Source organism: Pseudofrankia coriaricola (assembly GCF_032027725.1).
Taxonomy (GTDB): Bacteria; Actinomycetota; Actinomycetes; order Frankiales; family Frankiaceae; genus Pseudofrankia.
This window is the reverse complement of record NZ_JASNFO010000017.1, coordinates 21,301-42,512: the sequence shown is the minus strand read 5'-3', so window position 1 is coordinate 42,512 and position 21,212 is coordinate 21,301. Positions and strand designations below refer to the sequence as shown.

The 21,212-nt window shown below is 68.0% G+C and carries 22 protein-coding genes; 8 read left to right on the top strand and 14 right to left on the bottom strand.

What is annotated here, in order from left to right:
* Positions 1 to 235 precede the first annotated feature (235 nt).
* Positions 236 to 604, top strand: a complete 369-nt coding sequence (locus tag QOZ89_RS10185; RefSeq protein WP_071051348.1) for a hypothetical protein — start codon at positions 236 to 238, stop codon at positions 602 to 604.
* Positions 605 to 725: 121 nt separating this feature from the next.
* The gene (locus QOZ89_RS10180; protein ID WP_198543421.1) at positions 726 to 923 is read left to right on the top strand and encodes a BON domain-containing protein; all 198 of its coding nucleotides are present in this window, start codon (positions 726 to 728) and stop codon (positions 921 to 923) included.
* Positions 924 to 1,413: 490 nt separating this feature from the next.
* On the opposite strand, the gene QOZ89_RS10175 is transcribed toward QOZ89_RS10180, so the two are convergent.
* Both QOZ89_RS10175 and QOZ89_RS10170 read right to left on the bottom strand, forming a co-directional pair.
* On the bottom strand, positions 1,414 to 1,863 hold the full coding sequence (locus QOZ89_RS10175) for a DUF1931 family protein (protein ID WP_071051347.1): 450 nt from the start codon (positions 1,861 to 1,863) through the stop codon (positions 1,414 to 1,416).
* A 92-nt stretch (positions 1,864 to 1,955) separates the two neighbouring features.
* A complete protein-coding gene (locus tag QOZ89_RS10170) occupies positions 1,956 to 2,249 on the bottom strand; it encodes a hypothetical protein (protein ID WP_241842028.1) in 294 nt (97 codons plus the stop codon).
* A gap of 387 nt (positions 2,250 to 2,636) precedes the next feature.
* Here QOZ89_RS10170 and QOZ89_RS10165 point away from each other — a divergent pair, with 387 nt between their 5' ends.
* A complete protein-coding gene (locus QOZ89_RS10165) occupies positions 2,637 to 3,404 on the top strand; it encodes an SDR family NAD(P)-dependent oxidoreductase (RefSeq protein WP_071051346.1) in 768 nt (255 codons plus the stop codon).
* Positions 3,405 to 3,479: 75 nt separating this feature from the next.
* Positions 3,480 to 4,328 carry an LLM class flavin-dependent oxidoreductase gene (locus tag QOZ89_RS10160; RefSeq protein WP_312623619.1) on the top strand — a complete coding sequence of 283 codons (849 nt, stop codon included), beginning with the start codon at positions 3,480 to 3,482 and terminating at the stop codon, positions 4,326 to 4,328.
* A 217-nt stretch (positions 4,329 to 4,545) separates the two neighbouring features.
* Here the strand turns inward: QOZ89_RS10160 and QOZ89_RS10155 are convergent, their stop codons facing one another.
* The 9 genes from QOZ89_RS10155 to QOZ89_RS10115 all read right to left on the bottom strand — a co-directional run bounded on the left by QOZ89_RS10155 (position 4,546) and on the right by QOZ89_RS10115 (position 14,839).
* Entirely contained in the window at positions 4,546 to 5,622 is a 1,077-nt protein-coding gene (locus QOZ89_RS10155) for a YVTN family beta-propeller repeat protein (RefSeq protein ID WP_071051344.1), read from the bottom strand.
* 78 nt (positions 5,623 to 5,700) lie between these two features.
* The gene (locus tag QOZ89_RS10150; protein WP_116271686.1) at positions 5,701 to 7,002 is read right to left on the bottom strand and encodes a Dyp-type peroxidase; all 1,302 of its coding nucleotides are present in this window, start codon (positions 7,000 to 7,002) and stop codon (positions 5,701 to 5,703) included.
* A gap of 330 nt (positions 7,003 to 7,332) precedes the next feature.
* Entirely contained in the window at positions 7,333 to 7,758 is a 426-nt protein-coding gene (locus QOZ89_RS10145) for a hypothetical protein (protein WP_071051343.1), read from the bottom strand.
* A 740-nt stretch (positions 7,759 to 8,498) separates the two neighbouring features.
* A complete protein-coding gene (gene eutC / locus QOZ89_RS10140; RefSeq protein ID WP_071051341.1) occupies positions 8,499 to 9,269 on the bottom strand; it encodes an ethanolamine ammonia-lyase subunit EutC in 771 nt (256 codons plus the stop codon).
* A gap of 101 nt (positions 9,270 to 9,370) precedes the next feature.
* Positions 9,371 to 10,831: an ethanolamine ammonia-lyase subunit EutB gene (gene eutB, locus QOZ89_RS10135; protein WP_071051340.1), complete on the bottom strand. Its 1,461-nt coding sequence runs from the start codon at positions 10,829 to 10,831 to the stop codon at positions 9,371 to 9,373.
* A 60-nt stretch (positions 10,832 to 10,891) separates the two neighbouring features.
* Positions 10,892 to 12,235 (bottom strand): NAD(P)/FAD-dependent oxidoreductase, encoded by a 1,344-nt coding sequence (locus tag QOZ89_RS10130; protein WP_312623617.1) that lies wholly within the window; start codon positions 12,233 to 12,235, stop codon positions 10,892 to 10,894.
* On the bottom strand, positions 12,228 to 13,118 hold the full coding sequence (locus QOZ89_RS10125) for an amino acid ABC transporter ATP-binding protein (RefSeq protein ID WP_283240620.1): 891 nt from the start codon (positions 13,116 to 13,118) through the stop codon (positions 12,228 to 12,230). Before QOZ89_RS10125 ends, QOZ89_RS10130 begins: the two co-directional genes overlap by 8 nt.
* Positions 13,115 to 13,855 (bottom strand): amino acid ABC transporter permease, encoded by a 741-nt coding sequence (locus QOZ89_RS10120; protein ID WP_071051339.1) that lies wholly within the window; start codon positions 13,853 to 13,855, stop codon positions 13,115 to 13,117. Before QOZ89_RS10120 ends, QOZ89_RS10125 begins: the two co-directional genes overlap by 4 nt.
* Before the next feature lie 36 nt (positions 13,856 to 13,891).
* On the bottom strand, positions 13,892 to 14,839 hold the full coding sequence (locus tag QOZ89_RS10115; protein ID WP_312623616.1) for a substrate-binding periplasmic protein: 948 nt from the start codon (positions 14,837 to 14,839) through the stop codon (positions 13,892 to 13,894).
* 19 nt (positions 14,840 to 14,858) lie between these two features.
* Here QOZ89_RS10115 and QOZ89_RS10110 point away from each other — a divergent pair, with 19 nt between their 5' ends.
* The 3 genes from QOZ89_RS10110 to QOZ89_RS10100 all read left to right on the top strand — a co-directional run bounded on the left by QOZ89_RS10110 (position 14,859) and on the right by QOZ89_RS10100 (position 17,758).
* Positions 14,859 to 16,259 (top strand): CdaR family transcriptional regulator, encoded by a 1,401-nt coding sequence (locus tag QOZ89_RS10110; protein WP_312623615.1) that lies wholly within the window; start codon positions 14,859 to 14,861, stop codon positions 16,257 to 16,259.
* Positions 16,260 to 16,739: 480 nt separating this feature from the next.
* The gene (locus tag QOZ89_RS10105; RefSeq protein ID WP_312623614.1) at positions 16,740 to 17,294 is read left to right on the top strand and encodes a Uma2 family endonuclease; all 555 of its coding nucleotides are present in this window, start codon (positions 16,740 to 16,742) and stop codon (positions 17,292 to 17,294) included.
* A 149-nt stretch (positions 17,295 to 17,443) separates the two neighbouring features.
* The gene (locus QOZ89_RS10100) at positions 17,444 to 17,758 is read left to right on the top strand and encodes a transposase (RefSeq protein WP_312623613.1); all 315 of its coding nucleotides are present in this window, start codon (positions 17,444 to 17,446) and stop codon (positions 17,756 to 17,758) included.
* Here QOZ89_RS10100 and QOZ89_RS10095 read toward each other — a convergent pair.
* Positions 17,752 to 18,939, bottom strand: a complete 1,188-nt coding sequence (locus QOZ89_RS10095; protein ID WP_312623612.1) for an FAD-dependent monooxygenase — start codon at positions 18,937 to 18,939, stop codon at positions 17,752 to 17,754. The two genes, QOZ89_RS10100 and QOZ89_RS10095, sit on opposite strands and share 7 nt — an antisense overlap.
* Positions 18,940 to 19,041: 102 nt before the next feature.
* Here QOZ89_RS10095 and QOZ89_RS10090 point away from each other — a divergent pair, with 102 nt between their 5' ends.
* Positions 19,042 to 19,971: a TetR/AcrR family transcriptional regulator C-terminal domain-containing protein gene (locus QOZ89_RS10090; protein ID WP_312623611.1), complete on the top strand. Its 930-nt coding sequence runs from the start codon at positions 19,042 to 19,044 to the stop codon at positions 19,969 to 19,971.
* 148 nt (positions 19,972 to 20,119) lie between these two features.
* Here QOZ89_RS10090 and QOZ89_RS10085 read toward each other — a convergent pair whose 3' ends face one another.
* Both QOZ89_RS10085 and QOZ89_RS10080 read right to left on the bottom strand, forming a co-directional pair.
* Positions 20,120 to 20,455: a TfoX/Sxy family protein gene (locus QOZ89_RS10085; RefSeq protein ID WP_071051333.1), complete on the bottom strand. Its 336-nt coding sequence runs from the start codon at positions 20,453 to 20,455 to the stop codon at positions 20,120 to 20,122.
* The gene (locus QOZ89_RS10080; protein ID WP_312623610.1) at positions 20,452 to 21,162 is read right to left on the bottom strand and encodes a type 1 glutamine amidotransferase domain-containing protein; all 711 of its coding nucleotides are present in this window, start codon (positions 21,160 to 21,162) and stop codon (positions 20,452 to 20,454) included. Before QOZ89_RS10080 ends, QOZ89_RS10085 begins: the two co-directional genes overlap by 4 nt.
* Between the last annotated feature and the right edge of the window lie 50 nt (positions 21,163 to 21,212).

The window sequence follows — 21,212 nt, the reverse complement described above, 5'->3', positions numbered from 1 at the left end:
GTACCGATGCGCCCGCATCTTAATCCCGACCGATCGGATGATCTCGGGAACCTCCACCTGTTGCGCAGCGGGGGTGACTGTTTCACACTGGCCACCGGGACGATTCGCCGCCAACCACGCGTCGAAAGATCGGGCGTCCCACTACCCCGGCCCTGCGAACCGGCGGCGGGTGGTCATCCGCTGACCTTGGACGCAAGGAAGATCATACTCATGTCGGTGAAGGAAGATCATAATCATGTCGGTGAAGCTGAATCGTAGATCCTACGAGCACGCCCGGAAACTGGTCGAAGATCGGAAGGTGGTGCTGGACGGCAGGGATGACTGGAGCGAGCACCAGCCGTCCGCCGCGCAGGAGAACAGATTCATTGACGAGCACGGCTTCGGTGAATATAAGAAGTGGTATCTAGGGATCGATGACGAGGTCGGTGAAGATCGGAAGGGTCGTTACAAGTTCCCGTACGGTGACTTCGAGAACGTGCACCGCTGCGGCGTCCTGACCGCCGAGTCCAGAGCCGGGCAGTACAAGTACCTCGACATCGAGCAGGCCGCTGCCCACCTGCATGGAATGCTGGACCTGATATATGCGACAAAGCCTGGCATCTGAGCCAGTACACGGCCAGTCGCCGCCCCGGTTTCCTGAACCGACCCACGGCTGCGACCGGATAGTGTCAGATCAACTCCTTGCGATGATGTCCGGCCGGCGCGGTGACGGAGAGCGAGGACAGGTGACCACCGCAGCGGCAGCTCGAACTGACGAGCAAATACAGCAGGATGTTCTCGAAGAGCTGAAGTGGGACGCCCCGGTGCAGCCCAACGAGATCGGCGTCATCGTCAAGGGCGGCGTGGTGACGCTGACTGGCTGGGTGGACACCTACACGAAGAAGTGGCTAGCCGAGAACGCGGTAAGCGGGTACGCGGGGTGACGGCGGTCGCCAACGACATCGAGGTTCGCCTGCCGACCTCCGGCGAACGGACGGACGCCGATATCGCCGCGGCCCGGACGCCGAGATCTACCTGTCCCAGCCCGCTTGACAGCCCAGCCCAGGGGATATCTGACATGGTCGCTGTGGGCCGCCTCCCGGGCACAGCGTTCGCGTGGCGTGCCCTCGGTCGGGCGATCGACACTGCGGGCGTTCCCGCAGGCCACGCCGTCGCCGAGGCGTCCCCCGCAGGAGGCGGTGCCACGACCGCCGCTGCTGGCAATGCGTTTACGAAAGTGGCAATGCGTTTACGAAAGGTCCCCACCGGGGGCATCACCGAGGGAGCTGCCCCTGAGCTGCAACGAGGCACGCTCGCCACCCACAAGATCGGGGCGCGATCGGCGGGTCGCCGGGTTTCCGCCGAACCTCGCTCTGCCGACCAGACGGGCCTTCTGGCCACCCCGACGACCGCCACGTCAGACCGACCGTTACCTCAGAGCAGGAGGTCGAAGGTCCGGCGGGCTCGTTCCCATTCCTCGGTCGCGGGCTGCTTGACGCCGGGCTCGATGATCGTGAAGGCCTTGGCGAGCGCGAGGCTGAGTCCACCGACGATCAGGGGAAGGCGGTCGGTCGTCTCGTCGCTCAGGGCCGCGTCCAGCGGGGGCCGAGCCGCGATCATTTCCAGGATGGGACGCAGCTCGATCTCCTCATCGAGATCGCGGAACCGGTGGGTGCTCTCCTGGAGACCTTTGGTGATGGGCAGGTCCCACGGCTGGATGACATCTCGGCTGTTGGCCTTCGCGGTGGCCTGCGCCATGAGGAGGAGATCGTAGATCTTGTCGTTGACGAAGTCGCTGTAGCGCTTCAGGTCGTTCTTGTCGATGTCCAGTCCGGCGGCGATCCGGAAAAAGCGCACGAACCTGGTCACACCGATCACCGGCATAGCGGGCCTCCTGTGAGGATCGTTTTTCACGTGGCGAGCCGCACGAAGTGGCGAGCCACCGGCCGTCCCGGCGCCTGCCCCGACGTCGCCGCCTATCCGGCGCGTGCCATGTCGAGCATTCCATGAAGGTGGGCCGCGGCGTGTTCGATGTCGAGATGACCGCACTGTCCGGCCCTCGACTCGGCTGACAGGACGCCGCACCGGTCGACGTTCTCGAAGTCTCCGCAAGAGAACCTGTACCGGGCCTTCCGATTTTCGCCAGCCTCGTCGTCGATGCCCAGGAACCACTTCTGGTACTCCTCGAAACCGTGTTCATCGAGGAACTCGTTCTCCCGCCGCACTGACGGCCGGTGCTCGCTCCAGTCGTCCCCGTCGTCCAGCACCACCCGCCGATTCTCGATCAGGGCTCGAGCGTGCTCGTAGGACCTCCGGTTCAGTTTCACTGCCATGACCACTCCCGGTGAGTTCGCGTGACTACGTCACCGCCCTCGGGATCTCCGTCGAGGCGTCGACCACGTAGGACATGGGCATGACGATGCTGATCTCATAGAGGACGGGGATCATCTCGTGTTGGGGGTCAGGATGCCACACGGCATGAACTGCGTAAGCAGGACGGCCGGGATGAGCTGGACCGCCTCGAACTCGGTGTGGGCGAAGGCGCTCATCCACAGGCCGAGGTCCTGCCGAGAAACGAGCTCGGCAGACGGAGTTGTGCGCTTAGATCCTTCGCCAGCGGGAACGGACTGTCAGGTGATTGGAAAGGGGTCTTGAGGTTGTCTGTTCCCGTTGTCGTTATTACGGGTGCGCTCACGGGTATCGGCCGCGCCGCCGCATTCGCGTATGCCCGTGAGGGTGCAAATCTTGTCGTCTCAGGCCGCCACATGGACGCCGGCGAGCAGCTTGCCGGAGAGCTCGGCGATCTTGGTGCCCAGGTCGAGTTCGTGTGTGCCGACGTTCGTTGCGACGCGGAGGTGAAGAACATCGCCGACCGCGCGATCGTCAGGTTCGGACGGATCGATGTTGCCTTCAACAACGCCGGCATCGAAGGAACACCCGGCTCGGTGACCGAGATGACTGACGAGAGTTACCAGTCGGTCTTCGATACGAACGTCAAGGGTACCCTGCAGTGTTTGAAGCACGAGTTCCGGGCCATGAGGGAGCAGGGCGGAGGCAGTATCGTCAACGCCAGCTCCGCATTTGGTCTGATGGGTTACCCCGATGCGGCCGTGTACGTCGGCAGCAAACACGCGGTCGTCGGCATCACGAAGGCGGCTGCCCTCGAAGGCGCCGCTCACGGTATCCGGGTCAATGCCATCGCCCCAGGGTTTACCAGGACCGGGATGTACGAGCGGTTCACCGGCACTGACAGCGCGCGTGACGCGGTCGACTCGGTGCTGCCGCTGCACCGGGCGGGCACGCCGGAGGAGATCGCCGAGGCCGTCCAGTTCCTAGGCTCGGACAAGGCGGGCTATATCACCGGTCATGTCCTCACGGTCGACGGCGGCCTCATGGCGGGCTGGCCCCTTTTCCCGGACTCGTGAGCCCGGGATCGCCGGAACGAGCGCCGCGGAAGGGTACGCCGCCGGTTCCTGGTTCCGCGGGTGGAGGTAGAACTCATGGATGTAGGTCTCGGCCTGCCGATCGGCGATCCGCCGTCCCTGTTGGACTGGGCTCGGCGCGCCGATGCCGGCCCCTTCAGCACCGTCGGGCTCCTTGACCGGGTCGTGTACGACAACCCGGAGCCATTGGTGACGCTCGCCGCGATCATCGGGGCCACGACGCGGATCCGCGTCCAGACCGAGGTACTGCTCGCGCCGTTGCGGGAGCCCGTCCTGCTGGCGAAGCAGGCGGCGACCCTTGACCGCATTTCCGGCGGCCGGCTCACCCTCGGTATCGGACTGGGTGCGTGGGAGGATGACTACTGCGCTATAGGTGCCGATTTCCACCGGCGCGGCCGGCGACTCGACGAACAGATGCCGATCCTGCGGAGGATATGGGCCGGCGAGGCCGCCCGGCCGGGGCTCGGTTTCGTCGGCCCGGCGCCCACCCGTCGCGGCGGCCCGCAGGTGCTGTTCGGCGGGTTCACCGCCGCCGCCCTCGCCCGGATCGCCCGGTGGGGCGACGGCTTTCTCTGCGCCACCCCGCCGGCCCACGCCGACGGCCTGCTGCGCACCGTCGAAAAGGAATGGGACCAGGCCGGCCGGGCGGGTCGGCCTCGGCTGGTCGGCCAGGTCAACGCCGCGCTCGGGCCGGACACCGTGCTCGAAGAAGGGCGAGCGGCCATCGCCCACTACTACGGGTCCAGCCAGTACGCCCGCCAGGTCCTGGAGGCATGGCTCACCACCCCCCAACAGATCCGTGGCGCCATCGCGGCGTTCGCCGACCTCGGCGCCGACGAGACCATCGTCTACTGCTGGTCCCCCGACCCCGATCAGGTCGACCGCCTCGCCGACATCGTCAACTGATCCTGACCGAAGCGGGCGCGCGCCGGGCTCGTGATCGTCGAGCCGGCGACGCTGGATGACGGCTGCCCGACGCGGACGGCCTGATCGCCAGCAAGCCCAGCGCAAACGGATCCAGGTGGCCGACCCGCACCGTCGGTCCGCCGCGCCCAGACGGCGCTGCTGTCCCAGCGCTGCGAGCGTGGCTGGCCCGGCTCGTCGTCCCGGTGAGGGCTCGGTTCTACGTGCGCTGAGGGCTCACCGCTACGCCGTATGGACTGTTGCCGACGGTGACCGTTGCAATGACCTTGAGGGTCTTCTGGTCGATGACCGTGAGGGTGCCCGCGCCCTGTTCGGTGACGTAGATCGCGTGGGAGGTGACGTCAAGGTTGAACGGGTCGGTCCCCGGCGAACCCACGGGAACAGTCGCCGAGACGCGGTTGCTGTGGGTGTCGATCACAGCGACGGCGCCGGGGCCGAGGACTGTCACGTAGGCGGTGCGGTCGTCCGGTGCGAGCGCGACGTCGAAGGGGCCTTCGCCGAGCGAGATGGTGGTAGTGATCGTGCTGGTGCCGGGTGCGAGGACAGAGACGCCTGCGGTCGCCTCGTTGGCGACGTATGCCAACGAGGCGGCCGCGTTCACGGCGACGCCGACCGGGGAGCGTCCGGCGGGCAGGGTGCGGGTGACCCGACGGGTATGGGTGTCGATGACCGATACGGTGCCCGAGCCGCTGTTGGCGACGAGGGCCACGGCGCCGTCGCGGCTGGTCGCCACGCTGACCGGGGAGATGCCGACCGCGACGGTGGCGGCTACGCGGTTGGTGCGGGTGTCGAGGATCGAGACGCTGTTCGACCCGCCGTTGGTGACGTAGAGGGTCAAGCCGTTCGGGCTCAGCGCCACGCCGGAGGGACTGGCGCCGACAGGCACGGTCGCCACGATCGTGTTGGTGCGGGTGTCGAGGACCGATACCAGAGCCGATCCGCTATTGGCGATGTACGCGTGCCGGCCGTCCGGGGCGAGGGCGATCCCCTCGGGCCCGACGCCAGCCGCCACGGTCGCGACGACCTTGTTCGTTCCGGCGTCGATCACCGAGACGGTGTTGTCGAGCTGGTTGGTGACGTACACGCGGCCGCTGGCGGCCGCGTCCGCGACCGAGGTCCCAGCCGAGGAGGGACCGGCTGACCCGGCGGGGCTACACGATGTGATCAGGAGGCTGACGCCGGCCGCCAGGACCGGGCGGAGCGCCGTGCGGCGGCGGCGCCGATCGCCGGCGTGCCGGTCGGTCGTGGCGGTTCGGGCTGGCGGACGGGAACGCATCCGACCTCCTGTTCGCGTCGCGGCGACTCGGTCCGGGCGGCCGGCTGCGCGGGAGACCGGCACGGCGGGAGACGGGGGTCAGGCCAGGAGGCCGCGGGCGAAATAGTCGTGTTCGTCGCGCACCCCCGGAAGGGCGAAGAAGTAGCCCCCTCCCCTCGGGCTGATGTAGGGCACCAGGGCCTCGGCTTCCAGCCGGGTCTGCATGGCGATGTAGGTGTCGAGCTCACGCTGGAAGCAGCAGAACGCGTGTCCCAGATCGAGGCCACCCTGCTCGTCCGGACTGCGCTCGTAGTCGTAGCTGCGACGCAGGATGGAGCTGGTCGACGCGGTCTCGGGGGTCTGCGGATTGGCCAGCCGTACATGCGAGTTCAGGGCAGTGATCAGGCCTTGTGGGTCGTTGGTGTAGATGGGATCGAGGGTGTCCGACGCGTCGTCGGACACGGCGTACATCGGTGCGCCGCTGACCTTGCGCCGTCCGAAGATCCGCTCCTGCTGGGCCACGGGCACCTTCTGCCAGGCTTCGAGGTCGAAGTGGACGATCCGCACCACCTGGTAGGTACCGCCCGCCGTCCAGGCGGGCTCGGCGGTGTTCGGCTGCACCCAGACCACCTTGTTCATCGTGGCGGTGTTTGTTCTGTCGGGATTGGTGATGCCGTCTTTGAAGCCGAACCAGTCCCGCGGGATACCGACCGGACGCGGCGGGTTGCGCTGGCAGTGCAGGCGCCAGCGCGGCTTCATGGCGCCTGTGGTGTGGGCCAGGATGTCGAGGGTGGCGTGCACCGTGGTGTCGCGGTGCTTGGCGCATATCTGTATCAGCAGGTCGCCCTGGGATAGCGCCGGATCCAGGTCGTCGTGGAGGAAAGGCCGCATCGAGACGAGTTGGACTGGTTTGCGCCCGCCGAGTCCGTAGCGGCTGTCGAACAGGGTCGCGCCGACGGCCACGGTGATGGTGAGGTCGTCCGGCACGACACCGGGTCCCAGGATGCCGTTGTCCGGCGGGGGTGCACCTGGAGACGGCTTAGGCCCCGTTCCGCCCGCGGTGAGGAACCGGGCCCGGGCGGTCAGGGCACGAAACAGATCCGCGAGTTCGCTGCGGTCGGCGGCGGTCACATCGAAGGACGCGAACGCTCCCACCGTCTGCGGATCAGTGGCGATGCCCGCCTGATGGTCGCCGTGAAACGGAATCGTGCCGGCACCCGGCTGGGCGCCGCCCGATGCCTCCGTCCGGGCGAGGTCGAGACCGCCCAGGGTCCCGCCCGCCGCTCCCACGATGCCCGCGGCGAGGGCACCCCGAAAGAACGACCGCCGCGCAAGACCACCCGCCGGACATCCACCCCCGCTCCATCCCTCATACGGCACGGCGGTCCACTTGTCGGTCAAGGATTCCCTCCCGGAACCATCCGTCCGTGCACCGCGCCGAAGCCGTTGTCGAGGATTTCGGGACGACCCGACTTGATGATGCGAGCCATTGGCGATGATTCACACATAACATCTGCTCCGCGACGTGGCGGCATCATTCGCGGGGGAACAAGCCGGCTCTGACGGATGGTAGCCACGTACGGGGAACGACTCGTCACCCATGGCGGGTGAGATGTGGGTCCGGTCGGCGCCGGTGCGGGCTCGGGAACGAGCGTCAACGAACGGCAGTCCGGGCCGCCTCACCTCCGGCGCTTGGTCCGGGCATGAATGGTCGCGGCTAGCTGGCTGCGGCTAACTGGCCTGAGCGGCGGCGGCGTCGGCACGGGCCAAGGTCGCGTCCAGGACGGCGAACTCGGCTTCTTCCACGGCCGCCATGGCGAAGTCGATCGCGTAGACAGCGTCGTCCTCGGAGTTTTCCGCTCGCCGCTCGGCGCGGTTGGTGTCGCGCTCGGCCCGCTTCTCTTGGGCCTCAGCGCGCAGGGCGCTCACGTGGTCCTTCCAGCGGCCCTGGATCTCGCCCCACCGGTCGGAGGCCTCCCTGGCGGCGCCGGCGGCCTTTTCGCGAAGCTCGCTCGCGTGCCGCTCGGCATTCGCACGAGCTTGGTCGACTCTGGTTTCCAGCTCCTCGCGGGCCTGCTTCTCAGCCGCGTCCGCGGCCTCCTCGGCAGCCTTGGCGCGCGTGGCGAGGTCGGCCAGCTGCTCGGACAATCGAGTCATAGCGCTCCCTCTTTCCTCTGACCCTTCCTGCTTAATTCGGATGGCAACAATCATAACGCCAGGCTCGACGCGGCGCGCGTCGACCCGCGCCCGGGGGACTGGCGCGGCCTTTATCCTCATATACGCGATTTCCTGGAGGCCTTTTGACCTTGACTGGCCGACAGCCCGCGCCGTTTGGCGAACTTCGCGAGCGCACGCTGGCCGTCGGCGTTCGGGTGCACCGCTGGTGCGGTGCCCGGCCCCAATGCGGCGGAACAGTGGGATGCCCGCGGCGGTGACCGTGCCGGCCCGGCACCGCATATCAGGGCCGAACCCAGGACAGGGGCACCCAAAAATGCCTATCCGCCGATATCCGATCACGGTCTGACCGGGGATCTCTATACTGCGGCTATGGGTGCCCGAAATAGGGCTCTATCAGGATTCCTGCCAGTATTCGTGGATCGGGCCGCCGGGCCGGTCCCGTCGGATCACCGCTGCCGTGGGTTTCGGCGGCGGGCTGGCCGCGACGGGAGGGCCGCCAGGGCCTTGGCCGGTCCCGTCGGGGTTCTTCGGTTCGATCGCCGACCACGCGCGCTCAACCCGGACGGGGTCATGGCGTCCGCGATGCGCCGCACGATGCGTCGGTCCTGCGTGATGTTGCTGACGATGGCCTTCGCGGTGCGCGGCGCGCGCGGGGCGTCCTGGACAGCCGCGGCGGCCTGCTCGGGGTCGGGCGCTTGGCGGCGGAGGCCCAATACCGTTCACGGCGCGGTCCCCACCGAATCGGAATCGAGGGGTCCGCGCCGGTCTGGTTCTTTGAGGGTGATGCCGCTGGCGCCGGTGGCGCGCATTGCCCGGATGAGCGCGATGATGCGGCTGACCGCATCGGGGTGGGCGATACCGCGGGGGTGGATGTTCGAGAGGAGGTTGCGGTCGGCGTCGGTGTGGTGGGCGCGAGGCCGCCAGGCGAGGTAGGCGGACATGCTCTGCGCGGTCGCCAGCCCAGGACGCTCGCCTATGAGTAGGACGACGGCTTTGGGATGGAGGATTTCACCGACGTCGTTCATGATCCCCACGCGGCAGTGGTTGACCGCGAAGGTCTGTCCGATCGACCATCCGGCCTGGTCCGCGGCGTCCAGCAGGAGTGGAAGCAGGCCGGGCACCTGGGCCTCGATCGCGGCGGCGGACAGCCCGTCGCCAATGACGACCTGTAGATCAGTGTCGTGGGGGCAGCGTGCGGTGATGGTGTCGCGTGCGATGGAGGACAGCCGTCGACCCCTGTCGGGGCGACGAAGGTATTGGGTGCGGTCGTCCGCGGCGGAATCGACGGCGAACAGGCCATATCGTTCGGCGAGCGGGGCGAGGGGGCCGCTGGTGAGAGTGAGGTTGGCGGTGACGGCGTCGCGAGCGGCGGCGTGGTCGGCGCGCAGAGCGAGCAGCTGGGCGGTTCCGTAGGAGGTGCCGATGCGTCCGACGAAGATCCGGGCGGGGGTGACGGCGCGGACGCGCCGCGCCAGTTGGGTGACATCCACGCCAGCACTACCGGTAGCCGGCTCGATGTTGGTGGGGGTCGCCGCGCCTGGCGGAGATGGAGCTGGAGTCCGGGGCTGGGGTCGAGATGGGCTGGGGGTCGTCACATCGCTCCGCCCGGTTGACGCCTCGGGTGGTGAGTGCCGATGGCCGCCGAGGGTGTGGCCTGTAGCAGGGCGGCGTCGAGGCCGCCGGCCAGGGTGGCGGCGAGCTGGCCCGCGGGGTCGGTGAGCCGGCCGTCGCGTAGTAGTCCCTTCTCCGTGAGCCAGGTGGTGAACTCAGGCGCGGGCGACAGGCCGAACAACTCCCGTATCCCGGCGGCGTCATGGTAGCTGGTGGACTGGTAACCAAGCATCACGTCGTCGGAGGCGGGGACGCCCATGACGAAGGTGCATCCGGCGGCGGCAAGCAGGATGAACAGATCGTCGTTGGTGTTCTGATCGGCCTCGACGTGGTTGGTGTAGCAGACATCGATCCCCATCGGAAGCCCGAGCAGTTTGCCCACGAAATGGTCCTCCAATCCCGCCCGGATGATTTGCCGGGCGTCCGCGAGGTATTCCGGGCCGATGAAGCCGACCACCGAGTTGACGAGGAACGGATCGTAGGCGCGGGCGACTCCGTGCGCACGGGCTTCGACAGTGAGTTGGTCGATGCTGTGGTGCGCGTCCGCGGACAACGCGCTGCCCTGGCCGGTCTCGAAGTACATGACCTGTTCGCCGACGAACTGTCCCGCTCTGGTGCGGTGGTGGGCGAGTACGGCCTCGCGGCCTTCGGCCAGCAGGTCCAGGCTGATGCCGAAGCTGCGATTGGCTTCCTCGGTTCCGGCGACGGACTGGAACAGCAGGTCGACCGGGGCGCCTGCGTCCAAAGCGGCGAGTTGGGTGGTGAGGTGGGCGAGCACGCAGGTCTGGGTCGGTAGATGTAGGTGGTCGATCAGGCCGGCGAGGCCGCGCAGGATCGCGGCGGTCCCCGTGACGGACTCGGCGGCGGGGTTCACGCCGATCATCGCGTCGCCGCAGCCGTAGAGCAGCCCGTCGACGGCGGATAGCAGGATGCCTTCGACGTCGTCGGTGGGGTGGTTCGGTTGAGTCCGCACCCCCAATACCCCCGGCCCGCCCATCGTGTTGCGGCATCGGGTGGCCGTACGCAATGGTTTCGCCCCGGTGATCAGGTCCCTGTCGCTCATGATTTTCGCGACGGCGGCCGCGATCTCCGGAGTGACCGCCCGCGCCAAACCGCCGGCGGCCCAGGTTTCCGGGAACCCGGGCGCGAGGATCATCTCTCGGAACTCTCCGATGGTACAGGCGGCGATCGCCTGGAAGCCGACCGTGTCGTGACTGGCCAGAATCAGGTCGGTGACAGCGTCGTCGACGAGCGGGTTCGCCACGATCTCGGATAGTGGTACGTCCGCCAATGCCAGCTTGGCCGCCACGCGCTCCCGGGCGGAGCCCGCGGCGATCTCCGCTAGTTGATCACCTGACTTCTCCTCGTTCGCCTTCGCCATCACCTCCCGAAGATCGGCGAAGACGAACCGTTCACCTCGCACGGTCGCGCGGTAGGCCACGTTGCCTCCCTTCGGCGTGGATGGCGACCCTTGCGCGCACCGCCGCGCGCGTCCGCGGCGTCACCGGAACCGGAACGGCGCGAGCTCCTGGGGCCGCCGGCCGGTGAGCAGGAAGTCGGCCAAGGCCCGGCCGCTGGCCGGTGCCAAGGTGACGCCCAACATGCCGTGCCCGGTCGCGACATACGCATTGTCGTAACCCGGTACCCGGTCGAGCACCGGGAGGCCGTCGGGGAGCAGCGGGCGACCGCCGACCCAAGGGTCGTGGATCAGCCTGGGCAGCTCCTCGTGATCGTCGAACCAGCGGCCGAGGTAATGGCGGCTGCCGCGAGCGATCGCGATAATCCGCCGCCAGTTCAGCTGCCGGTTGTCGCCCGACAGTTCCATCGTTCCCGCAAGCCGGGTCGCCGCCCCGAACGGCGACGCGACGATCCGACGGTCGGCGAAGTACAGCGCGTGCCGGGGGGCGGGGTCGAGGTCGACGCCGAAACTGTAGCCCTTGCCCGCCTGCAAAGGGAGTCGGTGACCCAACTGCCGCAACAGCCGGTGGGACCACATGCCTGCCGCGATCACGACCGCGCTGCAGGCGATCTCGCCGATGCTGGTCTGGACGGCGGCGACCCGGCCGGCCAAGCGGCGAAATCCGGCGACGGTGGCGCCTTCGTGGATCTGGCCGCCGGCCTTGCGGACGACAGTGGCGAGCGACCCGACCAGCCGGCGCGGGTCGAGCACGCCTTCACCGCGTACCAGGTACGCCGCCTGCACCTGCGGCGACAGTGCGGGGTCGAGGCGGTGTGCTTCGTCGCCGAGCACGATCTCGTCTGGCACCTCATACCGGCCGGCCGCCATCATCCGTTGCATCTCGAGGTACCGCGACGCTTCCTGTGCGGACAGGAAGGCGTGCACGAGCCCGGGACGCCGCAGCGTGGTTTCGACGCCGGCGTCGGCGAGACCGCCGAACAGGTCGAACGTCGTCCGGTTCAGCTCGGCGATCGCCGCGTAGCCGCGCCGGAACGTGCGTTCGTCGGTGCTACGCCAGAACCGCCACAGCCACGCGAGGAACCTGGGGTCGGCGGAGGGACGCAGGTAAAGAGGTGATTCGGGGCGTCCCAGTGACCGCAGCCCGTAGCGGGTCACGCCGGGGGCGGGCACCGGCGCGGAATGGCTCAGGCATACCCAGCCGGCATTGGCCCAGGACGCGCCGGAGGCCAGCTTGACCCGTTCGGTCACGACGACCGGCACCCCGGCGTCGGCCAGGTAGTGAGCCGTACACAGGCCGACGACACCGCCGCCGATCACGACGACCGGCTTGTCCTGCCGGATCCGCTTGTGCGCGGCCGAGGCCAGATCTGCCTGGTCGAACTGGTCCGTCGCGAGTCCCGGAGCCGGCGCGGCCATCTCAGGCATCGGGCTGGGCCGCGGCTTCGTTGGACAGGAATGCCCGCGTCCTCTCCTGGCCAGGACGGTCGAAGATCTCCTCGGGCGGACCCTGCTCGACGATCCGGCCGCCGTCGACGAACACCACCCAGTCGGCCACGCCGCGGGCGAACGGGAGTTCGTGGGTCACCAGGATCATGGTCATCCCGTCCTGGGCGAGTGCGCGCATGACCTGCAGGACCTCGACCGTCGACTCCGGGTCGAGTGAGGAGGTGGGCTCGTCGAAGAGAAGGATGGATGGCCGGAGCGCCAGGGCACGGGCGATCGCCACCCGCTGCTGTTCGCCGCCGGACATCTGGTCGGGGTAGGCGAGCCCGCGGTGGGCGAGACGCACCCGGCGCAGCAGACTCACGGACCGTTCCAGCGCCGTCCGCGAGGGTGTCCCGGCCCGCACCTGCGCGAGCATCACGTTCTCGACCGCGGTGAGGTGCGGGAACAGGTTGAATCGCTGGAACACCATGCCCACGGATCGCCGCAGCGCGGCCAGGTCCGGACAGACCACCCGGCCGTCGGCGAAGACCGCCTCGCCGTTGACCTGAATCGACCCGTGGTCGGGTCGTTCCAGCAGGTTGATACAGCGCAGCAGCGTGGTCTTCCCACCCCCGCTCTGACCGATGATGCTAAGGATCTTGCCGCGGGGCACGGTCAGATCGATGGCGTCGAGCACCACGCGCCCGTCGAACGACTTGCACAGGTGCTCGATCCTCACGACGGGGGTCGCGCCAGCGGACTGGCTCTCCTCGGGCACGGCGTCGGCAAAGGTTTTGGATGCGGGTTCGGCTACCTCGGTTGACGGGCTCGTCGCGACGCCGGTCTCCTTGCGCGCTTCGAGCGCTGCTTCGATGCGGTTCACGCCAGTGCCTCCTCCTCGGTCAGCAGCGCCGCGGCGGTGCGTAGCAGTCGCCGTCTGCGCGGCGAGATCGGCAGGCCCGCGTGCACTCGCCGCTCAATCCACAGCAGGCCCTGGGACAGCGGGTAGCACAGCGCGAAGTAGACCCCCGCGATGACCAGGTACACCTCGAGCGCCCGAAAGGTGGCCGAGGTGATCAGTCTGGCCTGGGACATCAGTTCCGCGGCGGAGATGGTGACCAACAGGGAGGTCGACTTGAGCAGGTCGACGAGCATCGTGTTCGTGCCCGGCAGGGCGAGCCGAAGCGCCTGCGGAAAGATCACTCTGGTGAAGGAGTCCACTCGCCGGAGCCCGAGCGCCTGGGCCGCCTCCCGTTGCCCATGGTGGACGCCTCTGATCGCCGATCTGAAGGTCTCGGACAGGTAGGCGGCGTAGAAGAGGATGAGACTGGTCGTCCCGGCCTCGAACACGTTGAGCCGCACGCCGACCGACCCGAGACCGAAGTAGGTCAGGAAGATGATGGCAAGCAGCGGAACGTTCTTGAAGACTTCCGTGTACACTGTCGCCGGCAGCCGAACCAGCCGCACGGTGCTCACCCGCATGAGCGCTACGAGCAGGCCGAGCGCGGCCGCTCCGGCGAAGCCGACGACAGTGTACTCGACGGTCCGCTGCAACCCGTCGAACAGCGTTCCGTAATAGTCGGACCACGGGACCTTGAATGGGCCGGACGCCAGGTGCATCGGATCTCCTTCGATAGTCAGCCGCGCTTGTACGGCTCAGATGGATGGTGGTGCCCAGCCGTCCGAGCGGTCGACGGCGGTACGAGCTGAGGCCATCCCCGGCGACGGCTTGAGGAACTGGTCCGGGTCCGCGCCGTACTTCTTCGCCAACGTCGTCAGCTCGCCGTCGCTGTACATCGTCCGGATCTGCGCCGAGATGGCCTTTTCCAGGGTCGAAGCTTTCTTCGGCAGGTAGAAGCCGGTCATGTAGGGGCGGAAGTAGTCGTATGCGGGATGCTCGGCCACGTCGGCGTCGCTGGGCGGGGTCAGGTACTCGGTGGTGACATTCATTCCGGGCCGGGCCTTCTTGGCGGCCAGGATTATCAGCGGGTCAAGAAAGCCGACGTCGATCCGGCCGGCCGCGAGGTCGTCGAGAACTCCGTTGGCGTCCGGGTAGACGTGTAGCTTCGCGCCGGGCACCTGCTGAATGGCCTGAACCCAGACGTAGCCCTCGACGGTGCCGAGGTTGAGCCCTTCGAGATCCTGGACGTTCTTGTAGGTCTTGCCGGACCGTACCGCCATCGCCGGTGGTGAATAGTACGGCGGATCCGTAAACAGGCCGGACTCCTGCCTTTTCTTGGTCCAGGCCACGCCGCCCACGGTGATGTCATACCGGCCGGCCTGCACCCCGGCGAGCATGCCCGCGAAGTCGGTGACCTCGACCTTCACTTTCAAGCCGAGTCGAGCGGCAACAGCGTTGATGATGTCGGCGTCGAAGCCGACCATTGTGTCGCCCTTCGCCTCCGTATAGGGAGCGTAGGGTTCGATAGCGACCGTAAGGACTCCGGACTTGATCGTGGGAAGGCTGTTGCTCGCGGCTGGAGAACTCCCAGTTGAAGTGCTCCCGCCCGAAGACGAGCAGGCTGAGATGAGCACGGTCGTGGCCAGTCCGCAGGCGAGGGCCGCCAGCCGTAGCCGGGCGGCGCGAAGAGGGCGCACGGGCATCTTCACCTTTCAGTGATTATTGACGAACGACGCACAGGAAGACACAGATGGAATCAACGGGACGTGTGTTAGAGGCACCCTAGAGGGCCGTCGTCCAGGTGTCACTGGACGTACCCAACGAACCACCGCCTTCCATCAGGTCGGTGGATGTATGGTTCGTACAGTTGTGATGCGCCTGTCCACGGAAGTGACGATGTTGACACCCTCGGTCGCCCAGGAGATCGCGCGCGAAACAAGCGCGGTCATTGGTTTTAACGTCCTGATCACAGACAACGATGGGATCGTTATCGGCAGCGGCGACGTCGACCGGATCGGCTCCTTCCACGAGGCGTCCCTCGAGGTCGTGCGGACCTTGCGACCCACCAGCCACGGTCCCGACACGGCGGTCCAACTCGTGGGAGTGCAGCCGGGCGTAACCCTTCCGATCATGCTCAACCGAGAACCCGTCGGCACCGTCGGGATCACCGGCGAGCCGGACCAGGTCGAGCGGTTCGGCCGCCTTGTGCGTCACCAGACCGAGATCCTGCTGCGCGAGTCCCTACTGCTGCGGTCACGATTGCTGCGGAAGAGCGCGATCGAGGACCTGATACGCGATCTCGCTCACTACGACCCCCAGGTCACCGAACCGGACTTCATCGCGTTCAAGGCCAGCGAGCTGGGATACGACCTCCGGTTGACGCGGGCCGTCGTGGTCATCGACGTCGACGTGGCTGGTAATCCCAGCCACGTCGACGCGCATGGCGACGACCCCCTGGCGCCGGAACCCACGACGCTGCAGGCCGCTATCCTGAGAACGGCGCACCGGGCATTCCCCGACGCCCAGGACCTGATTGGCACCACTGCCTCAGGGCGCTTCGTCGTACTCCACCGACTTCCCGCCACCGCCCCAGCGTGGGACGGACCCTGCAACGTCGCCGAGGACCCGCCGCGACGTCTCCTGGTGACCTGCCGCGCCCTCGCCAGCGATCTGACGAGTTCCTCCGTTACCTGCAGGATCGGCGTCGGAGGGTACGCGACCTCGGTGTCCGGGCTCCACGACTCGTATCGCGACGCCACAAACACCCTGTACCTCATGCGTCGACTTGGCCGCCACGACCGGGTCGCGCACATCGACGACGTCCGCGTCCCCGACCTGTTGGCGACCGTTCCGCCGGCCGCGCGAAACAGGTATGTGCGTGCTGTCGCCGGTCCGCTGCCGGATCACGCCGAATGGCGCACAATCCGAAATACCATCGCGGCATGGTGCGAGTCGGGCTTCAACCTGGTCCGCGCCGCCGCCGCTCTGCACGTTCACCGCAATACCCTCGTGTACCGCCTCGACAAGATCGAGAAACAGCTGGGGGTCGCCATCCGCGATCCGCGCGCTGGAATCCGTCTTTACCTCGCGTGCCTGGTCGACGAGATAGATGAGGACCGTTGACAAAGTTGCCCGTCGGCTGGGCGTGGGGTGCCAGAACTCGACCTGGGCCTGTGACCTGGCCTGATTCGACGACTGGGCGGTCGGCATGATGGCCAGCTGTGTCGGTGCTGCGGGTGCCGACAAATCAAACCGGTCTTGCTCGTCATCGCCGGCCGTATGTCCACCGTGCGCGCATGCGACCGGATCGTCGTCCTCGACGACGGCCACTGACCCCCGCTGGCACTCGCGAGGGAGTCCTCGGCACCTGTCCCTCTGCCGCTGTGTGTCATCTATGGACCTTGATCCGGTCCGTACCCGATGGCGCCCGGCGCGCGGTCGACTACTGCCTACAGCTCCACCAGGAGCAGTGAGGTGCTGCCGTAGCTGGTGCTGTCGGTGCGGACGATGTTCGTCGGTGCTCGGGCCTGACGGCGCTAGGCTGGTGCGTAGGGATCGGGCCTGTCTGGTTCTTCGGGAAGGAGGCGCGCCATCACTGCGGAGATGATCGCTCCTGCCTGGATGCACCAGCAGATCACGGCGGAGCAGTACGACTCCTGGTCCGATGAGCAGTGCGCGGGCATCGAGATCGTGGACGGGATGGTCGTCGTGAGTCCCAGCGCGTCCAAGCGCCACAACAGGCTGATCAAGGTCCTCGCGGTCGCGTTGGAGGCCGCTGCGGGGCCGGACTGGAACGCGGACTTCGACTTCGACGTCCGGCTTCAGGACGTGCCGCTGACAAATCGACGTCCGGATGTCGTCGTGTACCGTGCCGACACGATCGACATCATGCCGGCCCGCCCCGGGCACATCCTGCTTGTCGTCGAGGTCGTCTCGTCTGGTTCTGAGACGACCGACCGGATTGTCAAAGCCGAGCAGTACGCGCGAGCTGGGATCTCGTACTACTGGCGGGTTGAGCAGCCTCCGGCCAGCGTCCCGGTCGTCTACACCTACGTCCTCGACCCGGCGTCCGGGACCTATCGCGACGGTGAGGTCTTCACGGGCGTCGTCGACGCCGCCGCGCCCTTCCCGGTCAAGGTCGATCTCACCCGGCTGTAGCCACATGTGCGGACGTCCGGACAAGGCAGCCGGCAAGACCGCGGCGATGCGCACCCGACCGTCATTGCCACCGCCGCCGGCCACATCTCGCGCAACGACGGTCGAGGCCTATCAGGGGTTTGTTGGTCTGAGCCCAAGGAGATCGTCAGATGAGTCGTCCGCCGGTGTTCCCCGCCGAGGACAAGATCCGGAAGGTGTTGTCGGTGCTCGCCGGCGAGGTCACGATCGCGGAGGCCGCCCGGCGGAACAAGGTGCCCGAGACGTCGGTCGGGAAGTGGAAGCAGCAGTTCCTCGAGGCTGGCCGGGCCGGTCGCGGCCGGGGTCCGGGGCGCATCGATCACACACGAGTGAACACAACCTCCCCTTTCCGCCAGAAACGGTGGACGGGCGGGTGGGAAAGAGTGGAACTGTTCGCCCATCGAGCGCTTGCGATCGGCTTGTTGTCAATAGATCACCGTCAGTAGTCCTTCAGCGCGATCGCGTCGGCCTTCTGGAATTGCTTGGCAGCGAGCGCGCGCATCGGCCAGCGGGTCATCATGGTCATCGAGAGGTTGCGCATGCGGATCATCAGCGCGCTGTTCGGCGCGAAGCCCTTCATGCCACCGGGTGGCAGGGTCTGGCACTGCTTCACATAGACGCGCATCTCATCCTGGTACCGGGCGAACGCCGCCTCGTGGTCGTCCGGTGTCGCGGACAGTTCACCGGCGAGCACGTAGGCGGCGACGAGCGCCATCGCCGTACCGAGCCCTGCCAGCGGCGAGCCGCAGTACCCGGCGTCGCCGAGCAGCACCGTCCGCCCTCGGTACCACTGTCCCATGTGGACCTGACTCAGCGAGTCGAAGTAGAAATCCCCGGCGCCGGGCATCGCGGCGAGGATCTGCGGTACCAGCCAGCCCACTCCGGTGAACTTGGCGCGCAGGATCTCCTGCTGGGCAAGCGCATCGCGCCAGTCGTAGTCCAGCGGCGGGGAGGTGAAGCTGAGCATCGCCTTGGCCGTGCCGCCGTTCTCCGGCCGGATGCCGGCGACCAGCCCGCCCGGCGCGCCGTGCATGAGGAACCAGTGGTCCAGGTTGCCCGGGTTCGGGACCGTGAAGTAGGCCATGTACCCACCGAGGTGCCGCACGAACTCCTGCTCGGGCCCGAAGGCGAGCCGGCGTATCCCGGAGTGCAGCCCGTCCGCGCCGACCACAATGTCGAACCGCCGCACGGCACCGCTGGCGAACGCCACCTTGACGCCGTCCCCGTCCTCGGTCAGCCCGGTGATCCGGTCGTCGAACACGTATTCGGTGCCGTCGCGAGTGGCGTCGTACAGGATGCGGGTCAGGTTGCCACGCATGATCTCGATCTCCGCGACCATGCCCTCGCCGTCGAACAGGTCGGCTGGCATCCTCGCGGTCCACCGGCCGCGACCGTCCACATAGGCGAATCCGCGCTCGTCGACGCGCTCCGCCCGTACCGTGTCGAGAAGCCCCATCCGCTCGACCACCTCGCGCCCGGCTCCGCGCAGGTCCACGGCGTGCCCGCCGGGTCGGGGCGCGGGCGCGACCTCCACGACCGTCGGTGCGAAGCCATGCCGCCGCAGCCAGAACGCGAGCGCCGGCCCGCCGATGCCTGCGCCCGAGATCAGTACCGTCCGGTTGACCATTGCTGTGCCTCCTCGTTGCGTACGCTGTACCAACCTTTGCGCACACCGTACGTGTGCTAGTCAAACCACTTGGTGTACTAGTACGGGAGGGGGGAGCGATCGATGACTCAGCCTCCGTACCGGCGCATCGCCGAAGAGATCCGCGCCCGGATCGCCGATGGCGAACTGCGACCTGGCGACCCGGTGCCATCGGCACGCGGCATCACCCGCGAGTGGGGCGTGGCCCTGGCCACCGCGACGAAGGTGCTCGCGACCCTGAACGCCGAGGGGGTGACCCGGTCGCTACCGGGTCGGGGCACGGTGGTCGCCGGCTCGGCCGTACCCGCCCAGCCGGCGAGCGTGTCGGCGCGCGGCGCGCGCCGACACGAGGGCGATTCCGACTTGACCCGCGAGCGGATCGTGGCGGCAGCTATCCGGGTCGCCGACGCCGAGGGCCTGGCGCAGTTGTCCATGCGGCGCATCGCGACCGAGCTGGGCGCGGCCCCGATGTCCCTCTACCGCCACGTCAACGGCAAGGACGAGTTGCTGGTGTCCATGATGGACAGCGTGCTCGGCGAGGACCCCCTGCCGGCCCGACCGCCCAAGGGTTGGCGAGCCCAGCTGGAACTGTCCTCCCGCGTGCAGTGGCAAGGGTTCCGCCGCCACCCGTGGCTCGCCCTGGCGCTGTCCGTCACCCGCCCGCAGCTGATCCCCAACGGGATGCGACACACCGAGTGGGCGCTGCGCGCGCTGGACGGGTCGGGCCTGACGATCCAGGAGATGATGCACGTCCACACGACGCTGTTCAGCCACGTGCGCGGCCTGGCCCTCAACCTTGAGGCTGAGGCCCAGGCCGAGCAGGACTCGGGGCTGACGAGCGACGAGTGGATGCAGACCCAGGAGCACGGCTTCCGCGTCATCGCCGGTACCGGCGACTTCCCGCTGCTGAATCGGTTGGTCAACAGCGAGATGGAGCTGGACCTGGATCAGTTGTTCGAGTTCGGCCTGGGCCTCCTGCTGGACGGGCTGGAGCGGCACCTGGCCGGACGGTGACTCAGCTCGGCACGTTCCACCGCTGGTCCGCGCCGCCGGTGCAGTCCCAGATCTGCAACGGATGTTCCCGTGGCCCCGGGAACGGGACTGGCTGGTCCGCGGGCATGTGTTGGAGATATCGGGCTGGCGGCGGCGACGGCGGCGGCAGTCACGTCCGGGCCTGTGCGGGGAGCTTGCTGATCGTGTGGCGGATGAGGGTGGTCAGGGCGTCGCGGTCGTCGAGCGTGTCGTCGGGGACGCTGTAGTAGGCGCGGACGGTGACGGTTTTGCCGGCAGCCTGGTAGGTGAACGGCCGGCTGCCTGCTGCCTCCCATGCTGGCCGGTCGCCGGGCGGGATTTTGACGTAGAGAGCGTCCATGATCATGGCGACCTGGCGGCCGGTGTGGCACAGCGCCCAGCCGCCGAAGAACCGGCGCAGCGTCATCCCGCCTAGGGACTCGACCTGATCGAGGACGTGCTGGGCGAGGTTGTGGTGCCCGCTCACGGCCGGGTCGGGGCTGTCCGTGCCGGCCGCGGCGTCTCGATCAGGAGTTCGGCGACCTGGGCAGAGGAGGCGGGGTTCTGCCCAGTGACGAGCTGGCCGTCCCGGAGGGCATGCGCGACGAACGGTAGGCCGGCGGTGTAGCGGGCGCCGCGGGCGCGTAGCCGCTGTTCCAGGGAGAAGGGGACGAGGTCGGTCGCGGCGACGAGGTCTTCCTCGGTGTCGCTGAACGCGGTGAGGGCACGGCCGTCGACGAGCGGACGTCCCGCGATGGTGAGGCCGACGAGCGCGGCGGCACCATGGCAGACCGCCCCAATCGTCCCGCCGCGGGCGAGGACATCCGTCAGAAGGGCGGCCAGCAGCGGGTTGTCGGGGAAGTCCCACATGGTCCCGTGGCCGCCGGCCAGGAACACGCTGTCGACGTCACGGGGGTCCAAGTCGTCCAGCGGCACGGTCGCGCCCAGCTGGGCAAGGCCGTCGGAGTCGGCGCGGAAGCGGTCGACCGCGGGGGTCACGGCTGCCGGGGCAAGGCTGGCGGGATCGGCCGGCGGCTGGCCGCCGGCGGGCGAGGCCAACGTGACCTGGATACCGGTGTCGGCGAGGACGTAGTACGGGGCGGCGAGTTCCTCATACCAGAAGCCGGTGGGACGGTCGGTGTCGCCGAAGCGGGCGTGCGAGGTGAGGACGAGGACGGTTCGGGAACTGGACACGGGGTGCCTCCAAGCGGACGCGGGCGCGCTGAAGCGGACGGCGACAGAGT